Annotated in this window: 11 protein-coding genes; 6 read left to right on the top strand and 5 right to left on the bottom strand. The window is 61.5% G+C overall.

Going from position 1 to position 7409, the window contains the following annotated elements; translation table 11 throughout:
- Positions 1-238 precede the first annotated feature (238 nt).
- Genes HZR20_RS10020 through HZR20_RS10010 form a run of 3 tightly spaced genes read left to right on the top strand, consistent with a single transcriptional unit; the run spans position 239 to position 1060 of the window.
- Positions 239-478 carry a hypothetical protein gene (locus HZR20_RS10020; protein WP_181686448.1) on the top strand — a complete coding sequence of 80 codons (240 nt, stop codon included), beginning with the start codon at positions 239-241 and terminating at the stop codon, positions 476-478.
- A 21-nt stretch (positions 479-499) separates the two neighbouring features.
- Positions 500-799 (top strand): hypothetical protein, encoded by a 300-nt coding sequence (locus HZR20_RS10015; protein WP_181686447.1) that lies wholly within the window; start codon positions 500-502, stop codon positions 797-799.
- A 42-nt stretch (positions 800-841) separates the two neighbouring features.
- A complete protein-coding gene (locus HZR20_RS10010; RefSeq protein ID WP_181686446.1) occupies positions 842-1060 on the top strand; it encodes a DUF7561 family protein in 219 nt (72 codons plus the stop codon).
- A 53-nt stretch (positions 1061-1113) separates the two neighbouring features.
- Here HZR20_RS10010 and HZR20_RS10005 read toward each other — a convergent pair whose 3' ends face one another.
- Entirely contained in the window at positions 1114-2271 is a 1158-nt protein-coding gene (locus HZR20_RS10005) for an MFS transporter (RefSeq protein ID WP_258560416.1), read from the bottom strand.
- Between the two features lie 218 nt (positions 2272-2489).
- Here HZR20_RS10005 and hypF point away from each other — a divergent pair, with 218 nt between their 5' ends.
- Entirely contained in the window at positions 2490-4787 is a 2298-nt protein-coding gene (hypF, locus tag HZR20_RS10000; protein WP_181686445.1) for a carbamoyltransferase HypF, read from the top strand.
- A 157-nt stretch (positions 4788-4944) separates the two neighbouring features.
- On the opposite strand, the gene HZR20_RS09995 is transcribed toward hypF, so the two are convergent.
- Positions 4945-5295: a hypothetical protein gene (locus HZR20_RS09995; protein WP_181686444.1), complete on the bottom strand. Its 351-nt coding sequence runs from the start codon at positions 5293-5295 to the stop codon at positions 4945-4947.
- 162 nt (positions 5296-5457) lie between these two features.
- Here HZR20_RS09995 and HZR20_RS14565 point away from each other — a divergent pair, with 162 nt between their 5' ends.
- Both HZR20_RS14565 and HZR20_RS09990 read left to right on the top strand, forming a co-directional pair.
- On the top strand, positions 5458-5643 hold the full coding sequence (locus HZR20_RS14565; RefSeq protein ID WP_258560415.1) for an HVO_0416 family zinc finger protein: 186 nt from the start codon (positions 5458-5460) through the stop codon (positions 5641-5643).
- An 85-nt stretch (positions 5644-5728) separates the two neighbouring features.
- On the top strand, positions 5729-6079 hold the full coding sequence (locus tag HZR20_RS09990; RefSeq protein WP_181686443.1) for an ArsR/SmtB family transcription factor: 351 nt from the start codon (positions 5729-5731) through the stop codon (positions 6077-6079).
- A 29-nt stretch (positions 6080-6108) separates the two neighbouring features.
- Here HZR20_RS09990 and HZR20_RS09985 read toward each other — a convergent pair whose 3' ends face one another.
- The 3 genes from HZR20_RS09985 to larB form a co-directional block, all read right to left on the bottom strand.
- Positions 6109-6396, bottom strand: a complete 288-nt coding sequence (locus tag HZR20_RS09985; RefSeq protein WP_181686442.1) for a GIY-YIG nuclease family protein — start codon at positions 6394-6396, stop codon at positions 6109-6111.
- A 15-nt stretch (positions 6397-6411) separates the two neighbouring features.
- Positions 6412-6561 carry a DUF7563 family protein gene (locus HZR20_RS09980; protein ID WP_181686441.1) on the bottom strand — a complete coding sequence of 50 codons (150 nt, stop codon included), beginning with the start codon at positions 6559-6561 and terminating at the stop codon, positions 6412-6414.
- Positions 6562-6627: 66 nt separating this feature from the next.
- Positions 6628-7398: a nickel pincer cofactor biosynthesis protein LarB gene (gene larB / locus HZR20_RS09975; RefSeq protein ID WP_181686440.1), complete on the bottom strand. Its 771-nt coding sequence runs from the start codon at positions 7396-7398 to the stop codon at positions 6628-6630.
- Positions 7399-7409: the final 11 nt, after the last annotated feature.

Genomic DNA, 7409 nt, shown 5'->3' with positions numbered 1-7409 from the left:
AATAGTCGATACCCCCCTATTGCCCGGAGGAAGTTTAAACAAGATTGATAATATAGATAAATATACGCCAACAATCAGGTAGGCTTCTGTTTTGTCTTCCATTACCCCATTATATCACCCATTCTACATATATTTTATGGGTGTCTGAAGCAGTTTGTCTATGTTGGTCCCAGGGAAGTATCTCCTTGCGACACGCTTACATAATATATGAGTGTTACTTTGGTATCGACGCGGTCCCGTGTTCTCAGATGTCTGGGCCCTGGCTCTGGTAGTCACACCTATCATGCTGTTGCTGACCACCTGGGGTATCAAGATCACACTGCTTTTGGGTGCCGCCAGCATCTTCGGATCCGAGATATTGCCGTGCTGGCCACAGTTCGCGGTTACAGTCCTCTCGGACGGCCGCTTCACCCAACAGGGTGTGCGATCGCACCGGGATTACAGCGGCCGGTTGGCCCGCGTCGAAAACGCTTACTGACCAGCGGTTGAACGGCAACCAATGACCGCGAACTTCCCCGAGAACCGCAAGCACAACCTGGCGATCGAGTTCTCGCGATACGCCGAGTTTGGTATCGGCGACGTCCTCGAAACCGACGAGGGTGACGCGGTAACTGTCGCGGATTTCGCATTCCGATTCGAGATCGACGATTTCGTCTACTGGTTCGAGCAACTCGATGGCTCCTCTACCGAACCCGAACTCGAGGATTGGGCGCTAATCGAGGAAGCTGAGCGCGAGGAATACGTCGACCCCGGCTTCGAGGGCCAGCAGATTCCCGACCCGGACGACCCTGAGACGTGACCGGGCGGACGCTTTTTGCGCGTTGGGCCCCGAACAGAACGCATGACGACCGACCCCTGTGACGGCTGTGGCCGCGAGGTACGGATCGCCGGCGGGATCGGCAATATGTGGAGTACGGACCAGTCGGCCACCGGCGGGATGACGCTGGAACTCGCCGACGGGACCGAACACTTTCTCTGTCACGATTGCATCGAGGCACTGCCTGACGATCGCGAGGTCCATGCCAAAGACGTGAAAGCACTCGAAGCCCGCGACGGTTGATCGAGGTCGCGGGGACTTCGCACGGTCAGTCACACGACCACACTCACTGATCGTTAGGTTCCGGTGCCGTGTGTCTCTGCTTTTTCGGTCCGGAGTGGCCCGAGTCTGAGCGCGATGAGTATCATCGCCAACAGTGCTGCCAGGACAATCTGAAGGAGCATCGCTGTCTGGAGTGTCGTCCGCGCGGCGACCACACCGATGATCACTGGGACGGTAAAGAACCCAGCCTGGGCGGCGATGTTGGCGATGGCATTGACGGGCCCGGTGAAGGATGGATTGGCCTCGATGCCCATGGAGATGAGCGTCGGAAAGAGCCCGGAGATGAAATAGCCGATGACGAAGATCAGCGCCAGGAACGCGGGGCCACTGGCGTGGACGAACGCGATATACAGCAGGGCCAGCAAGATCGCACTAATGCCGATCAAGAAGTGGGTGAAGCGAAAGCGCTCGGTCAGATAACTGAAGGTCAGCCGGCCCGGGACGTACGCAGCCAGGTAGATGGACAGTGTCAGGTTCGCCAGGTTGCCGCTGATCGTCGCGGTTTCGTCGGCGTAGATCGCAAGCCAGGTGAAGAATCCGCTTTCGATCCCGCCAACGACGACCAACGCGAGGGCCATGCCGTACACGCTGGGCTGGCTCAACACCGAACGGATGTCTCGGAGGCCAAAGGAGTCCTCGTTGTCCGACCCGTCAGGGGAATCGAGTCGCCACAGGAGGACGAACACAGGGGCACAAAGGCTCGCGAGGACGACGTAAGTCGCTTGCCAGGCCAGCCCCAGGTACTCGGTCAACCCGACGACGAGCAACGGGCCGGTAGTCGCGCCGATGGCCCAAGTCATCTCTTGGAGGCTGAAGATACGTGACCGGCCCTCGGGAAAGAGGTGGCTCAAGGCGGGCCGATCCAGCGCTCGGAAAACGCCGGTTCCCAGGCTCCGTACGGCGATAAACGCCAAAAACAGTCCGAATAGCGCTCGATCGCCCGATTGGGCCACCCCGGACACCGAGAATAGTCGCCCGTCACCGATCAGAGCCAACCCGAGCAGCGAGACTGCAGTCAGCCCCGTGCCAAAGAGAAGATATCGGCGCAGATCAAGCCGACCGCTGGCGGGGCCAACCCACAACATCGCCGCGACGAAGCCGACAGTCCCGGCCGGCGTCACGAATCCGAGTAGCCCCTTCCCGACGACAAAGTGGGACTCGAAGGACGTCATCAGCTCACCACGCGCCTGAATGATCGCACCGCTTATTCCGACGAACGCAAATATCACAATCAGCCAATATTTGCGATTACTTTTTTCATCCACTGTTAGAATCTTCTACATCTCCCAAAATAAATCTGTTGGATGATGGATTGGAACGTACGCGTCGCAGGTGTTGTAATCGTCGTTCAGCGGCAGATTCAACCGTACTCGTCACCGGATATCTGTCAATGAGCGATCGGAGCCGAGCGACGGTTTCGGTGACTGGTGTGGTCCAGGGAGTCGGCTTTCGGCCCTTCGTCTACCGAACGGCGACCGACGCGAGTCTCGCCGGTCGAGTGAAAAACACCGGCGATGGTCGGGTCGACATCGTCCTAGAAGGCCCGGAACCTGGGATCGATTCGTTTCTGGAGGCCCTTCGCCAGGACCCACCGCCGCTGGCCCAAATCGAGGGCGTGACTGTCGACCGCGACGACCCGATGGGCCTCGACGGGTTCGAGATCGTCACCTCGACCGATTCGACGGGTGGCTCGGGCACGATCCCACCGGATACGGCGATGTGTGATGCCTGTCTCGACGATCTCCGTGATCCGAACTCACGATTTCACGACTACTGGGCGACGGCGTGTGTCGACTGTGGCCCCCGATATACGGTCATCCGGGAACTGCCGTACGATCGGCCACGGACCTCGATGGATGGGTTTCCGATGTGTTCAGATTGTCGAGAGGACTACGAAACTCCCACTGACCGGCGCTATCACGCCCAGACGATCGCCTGTCCTGACTGTGGCCCATCGCTGTCGCTGCTGGACACAGACGGGCGTCGATTGGCCGACGGCGACGACGCGATCGCCCGGACTGGCGACCGACTTGCAGCCGGTGATCTCCTGGCTATCAAGGGCATTGGCGGCACCCACCTCGCTTGCGACGCGACCGATCCAACCGCAGTGGAGAGACTTCGTGAACGGACTGGCCGCCCTGAGAAGCCCTTTGCACTGATGGCACCCGATCTGGAAACGGTCGAGACGTTTGGTCGTGTCTCCGCGGCGGAACGCGAGGCCCTCGAAGACACCCGCCGGCCGATCACGCTGCTCGATGGAGTGCAGGACGAGCGGCCCGACTGGTTTGACGCCGTTTCTCCCGGGTTACACACCGTCGGCGTCATGCTGCCGTACTCCGGGCTCCATCACCGTATTTTCGATCACGTCGACGGGACGCTGGTGATGACCAGCGCCAACATGCCCGGCGTTCCCATGGCGACCGACCGCGAATCGATCCTCGCGGACCTCGACGGCGTGATCGACGCTGCCCTGGTCCACGACCGGGAGATCGTGATGCGGTGTGACGACAGTGTCGTCCGGTTTGCTGGCGGGCAGCGCCGGTTTGTCCGCCGGTCGCGCGGGTGGGTCCCGGAGTCGCTTCCTCTCCCTGTGGATACCGATCGCGACGTGCTCGCCCTCGGGGCCGAGTTCGACGCGACCGTCGCGCTGACCCAGGCCGGCGAGGTCGTCCCCTCACAGTATGTGGGCGACGTGGACAACCCCGAGACGGTCGACTACCTTCGGGAGACCGTTGATCACCTCCAGGACCTGCTCGGCACTGATCCCGGTGTCGTGGCCTGTGACGCCCACCCGGACTTCCTGACGACGAGGGAGGCCGGAACGTACGTCAATGGAGAGGGAATGGCGGGGCCAATCCAAGTCCAGCACCACCATGCCCACGCTGCCTCGCTGCTGGCCGAACACGAACGCGAGCGGGCGGTCGTCATCGCCGCTGACGGGACGGGATATGGACCGGACGGCTCGATCTGGGGTGGCGAGGTGCTGGATGCGACGCTCGCAGATTACGAACGCGTCGGCGGCCTTTCGACATTCGAACTCCCCGGGGGGACGGCCGCGATCGAGCGCCCGGCGCGCATCCTGGCGAGCTTGCTGGACGATCCGGATCGAATCGACGAACTGCTGGTCGAACGAGATGGAGTCGACAGCGAGAGCGATGCTACGATGGTTCGCCAGCAAGTCGAGCAGGGCATCAACACGCCCGAAACGAGCAGTGCGGGCCGATTGCTGGATGCGGTGAGTGCGCTCGGTGGAGTTTGCACCGAGCGCTCCTACGAAGGGGAACCGGCGATGAAACTGGAAGCCGCCGCGGCCGACGGCCAGGTGCGTGATTACGAAGTTCCGTACGGAACGCGGAATGGCGACCGGGTGCTGGACAGCAACCAGCTCCTCTGTGATCTGGCATCGATGGTTGACGAGCAGCCCACGGCAGACCTGGCCGCGACAGCACAGTGGGCGCTGGCCTATGGGCTAGCTGACGTAGCCGTCGAAGCCGCCCAAGAGCGTGGGATCGGCGCAGTAGGATTCAGTGGCGGTGTGGCGTACAACGATGCGATCATCGTGACGATTCGGGACCGTGTCCAGGACGCGGGGCTAGCGTTTCTGGGTCACGATCGTGTGCCGCCAGGTGACGGCGGGATCGCGTACGGACAGGTCACGGTAGCAGCCACTCAGGGAAGGAGCCAGTGAGCCGTCCCGATCGACTTCGCCCATGATCGTGTCGAGGCTCCCGAGCGTGGCGATGAAGTCGGCAGGGTATTCGCTGTCAGTGGGACTCCAATTGCGTGTGATTGATCCCACAGAAGAGAGGTCGAACGGAGCACCGGTACGATTCAGCTCAGTGTTCTTAGATCGGATCGAGCCCGCCACGATCGAGTTCCCACTCAGGCTGGTCTAAGAGATCGATGAGCATCGATCGGAGATCGACAGCAGCAACGCCGAAAAATTTCTCACGGCCGACAGGCGTCCGGAAGCGAACGACGTAGGTATACTCGGTCGCCTCGAAGACGGCCAGCGCACTCGCTGTCGATCGGTCGCTCACTTCGAGCAAACAAGTCGCGTCGTCTTCCCGAGTCACGCGCGTCCCTAACGCCCAGCTGAGCGATTCGATTGCCGTCCGATCCATGGGCAACACGTCGGCCAGATGCCCGCCCCGCCCCGACCCGCCATCGACTGATCCCGACTCGCGGGATGACATACTGTCTCGTACGAGATGGGCTGCCAAAAGTGTCCCCCTCTTGGTCCGGCGGGACGGAACGTCGCTGACTCGTGTTTCACAGGAATCGAGATCGAAACAAAAGATGGTAGCACATACCACGACCAACAAGCCTATATGCTGGTGTGGTATAGCATGTCATGTATGGCGACCGCACCGAGCACCGACGAAGTTATCGACGAATTCCTCGCCCAGCGCGGGCACGAAACCGAGGCTGTCGGCTGGAACGAGAACTATAACAAAAAACAGTGCCCGGACTGTGGCGGATTACACGAACCGACAGCGACACAGTGTTCGGTATGTGGTTGGACGCCGTCGCGGCCGAATTAACGAGGTTGGAGGCACACAAACGGATCGTTCGGCCGGTATGAGATTCTCACAAAGTTTTTGAGTGCAGGTAGAAAAACCCCACTCAGTGGACAACGAGCGCCCGATCGAAGAAGTACTCGACACAATCGGAGACCAGCACGCCAGGCGTGTGCTGGCCGCCATCAGTGAGGTTTCCAAGTCGGCGAAACAACTGGGCGAAGAGCTAGATCTGTCCTTGCCGACAGTTTATCGCCGCCTGGAGATCCTCGAAGAACACGATTTAGTCACCGAGCAGACCGAAGTCGCCGAGGACGGGAACCATTTCAAAGTCTATCAGTCCAACTTCGAAAGTACGGTCATCAGACTCGAAGACGACGAATATCGCGTCCGGATATACCGATCGGAGAACCTACCTGATCGGTTCGGGCGGCTCTGGGACGACCTCAACGTCAAGTGAGTCTCGGGGCCGCGTGTCCGGCCAGTCGTTCAGGCATCATCGGATAGCCTCGCACGGGCCTGCTCCGCACCCTCGATCAGGGACTCTTTCCGGTCGCGAGAGTATTGCTTGATCTCGTATTCGCGAGACTGGGCGGCCGACCGACTCCCGAATCGTTCGAGGTGAACGAGTTCGACCGGTGTTCGGCCACGCGTATATTTCGCTCCCTCGCCGGCCTGGTGCTCGGAGCGCCGCCGCTCCGGATCAGTCGTGTAGCCGGTGTACAGCGTGCCATCGTCACACCGGAGAACGTACACGAAATGGGCGTCCGCACTCATAGCGGGGCGACCCCATCAGGTGTTGACGGCACGCTGTCGCGCTGTCTCGGCGATGCCAGCGTTGGCAGCACAGTCGAGACACGCGTGCAGTTGCCCGCGTTCGTCCGCAAACACACGAGCGAACTGTTCAGAGACGTGCGCGCCGCAGTGGTTACAGTCGGGCATTGGGCACTGTCGGCCTTGCCAGCCAACACGTGGTGTATGTGATAGACCCACATGAACAGTGGGAATCTATGTACGCTTGCCGGCTGCGTCGATGCGCCGCGCGATCAGGCCAGCCTGCGCCCCGGCGGTGAACCCGGCATCGACGTTGACCACCGAGAGTGCAGTACAAGACTGTAACATTCCCGATAGCGCCGCTTCACCCTCGCCGCCGTGGCCGTAGCCGGTCGATACCGGGAGCCCGATCACCGGGACATCGACTAAGCCGGCAACGACCGTCGGCAACGCGCCCTCCCGCCCAGCGGCGACGATCAGGACGTCCACTGTCCGGAGTTCCTCGAGTTGGTCGAGAAGGCGAGCGATCGAGGCGACACCGATATCGTCGACGCGGTAGATGCGCGCGCCCATCTCGCCCGCAATCGCGACGGCCTCGCCGGCCGGAACGGCGTCAGAAGTGCCGGCTGTCACGACGCCGACCGTCGCGTCCAGCCGGGGGCGTTCGAAGTCCGGGCCGTGGGCGACGAGGACGCTCGAGCGGTCGTCCCAGCGTAGCGTGGTGTCCGGAGACTCGTTTGCGAGTCGCACCCGGACAGCTGTCGTCTGGGCTTGCGTGACGCGGGTCGCGATCACCCGCCCGGTGGTTTCGAGAGCAGTCGCCGCGAGCGAGGCGACTTCGGCAGGCGTCTTCCCGTCGCCAAGAATCACTTCGGGGACGCCAGCCCGGGTGTGGCGGGCAGCGTCGAATCGGCCACCCGCGTTCCGAGCATACCCTTGCAACTCGGCTTGGGCGGCCTCGACACTCAGCTCGCCCGCTGCGAGGGCTTCGAGGATATCGCGCATACCACCCGCTC

This window comes from Halorhabdus salina (assembly GCF_013839425.1).
In the GTDB taxonomy this organism is placed as follows: Archaea; Halobacteriota; Halobacteria; order Halobacteriales; family Haloarculaceae; genus Halorhabdus; species Halorhabdus salina.
This window is presented reverse-complemented; position numbering and strand designations above follow the sequence as displayed.